Source organism: Vibrio sp. 10N.222.46.A1 (assembly GCF_041473595.1).
Lineage (GTDB): Bacteria > Pseudomonadota > Gammaproteobacteria > Enterobacterales > Vibrionaceae > Vibrio > Vibrio tasmaniensis_A.
Window position 1 is genome coordinate 1 of the sequence record NZ_JBFRSN010000418.1, and the last position, 1210, is coordinate 1210.

Sequence of the window (1210 nt, forward strand, 5' to 3'; positions counted from 1 at the left end):
CTGCTAGACCACCCTGAAGGCGCAGACGAAGCAGTGCGACTGTTTGTCTCTGAGCAAAAAGCACAGGGCCGATTACCGGTTGGCGCCTTTGGTGATATCGAGTTTGAAACCAACCGTGTTCAAGCGGAAGACTTAGCTAAAGAGATTCGATTTGTGAGCGGATCACCGCAACAAGATCTCGAAGTGAATATCGAATTTGATGTGTTAGGCGAAGGCAAACCTGTTCGCTTGATGGGTTGGTTAACTCAAAACTACCAATCAGGTCTAGTGCGTTTCCGTAGCGGCAAAATACGCTCTCAAGATTACTTAGCAGCATGGATCGATCATTTATGTTGCGCAGTGATGGGACACGGGAAAACGACCCATATTATTGGCTATGACAGAAAAGAGGGCGTTGTTCACCAGACGCTACAGCCTATCGGCGATGCGCAGCAGGTGAAGAGCTTGTTGGCTGAATTAGTGCGACTGTTTTATCAAGGCATGACTGCACCATTGCCTTATTTCCCGAAAACCGCATTGGCTGGTGTTGAAGCGGGCTTTAGCCGTGGTAAGTGGGTCGATGACGAAGAAAAGTCGCTCAAGAAAATGGCCGATACCTTTAATGACAGCTTCGCCTTTACGGGTGAGGGGAGAGATACTTACATCTCACGTATTTGGCCTAAGTGGGACGATGAGCTGGCTGTTGAGTCGCGTATGTATTCAACGCTTGTGTTACAGGCGGCAAGGTTGGCTGCTGCCGATCTGGAAGATCAGGAGTAAGTGGTTGTGATCGACAAGATCAATAGCGAGTGCGCTGAATTAATGAAAAACGAAAGAGAGTCGCTGGTCAGCATTTGGGATACCTGCTTTCAAGGTGAAGAGAAGCAAAGTACAGGAAATAAAGTGGCCGCCAGTAAATCATTATTAGTGTAGGGCGTTCGCTGTACGGCCACAGGTCAGAGGGACCATTATTCTGTGGTTCAAAGTAACGCATGAGTATAAAACTCGTACGCGCACCTGAACTCGTGGGCGCATAGTAGCGAGGCGATCTGAATTGATCCGTGAGAGAGATCGCACTAACTATTAACAAATCAGCGTAGGACGTAAATTGAATGACGTTTTCCACGCTAGGTCACATTTATAGCAATAGTCACATTTTTAACAGACTCATCTATCAAAAGGCAGTAAGGCATGACGACCACAAGCAGTGTTCAGGTAATCACTCCACAGA

Annotated in this window: 1 protein-coding gene and 1 pseudogene; both read left to right on the forward strand. The window is 47.4% G+C overall.

Translation table 11 applies throughout. From position 1 onward, the window contains the following. Positions 1–759 (forward strand): annotated as a pseudogene (gene recC, locus AB4496_RS12995) (exonuclease V subunit gamma); the annotation flags it as partial. A 6-nt stretch (positions 760–765) separates the two neighbouring features. Beyond that, positions 766–912, forward strand: coding sequence for a hypothetical protein (locus tag AB4496_RS13000; protein ID WP_170962724.1), 147 nt, complete (start codon positions 766–768; stop codon positions 910–912). Positions 913–1210: the final 298 nt, after the last annotated feature.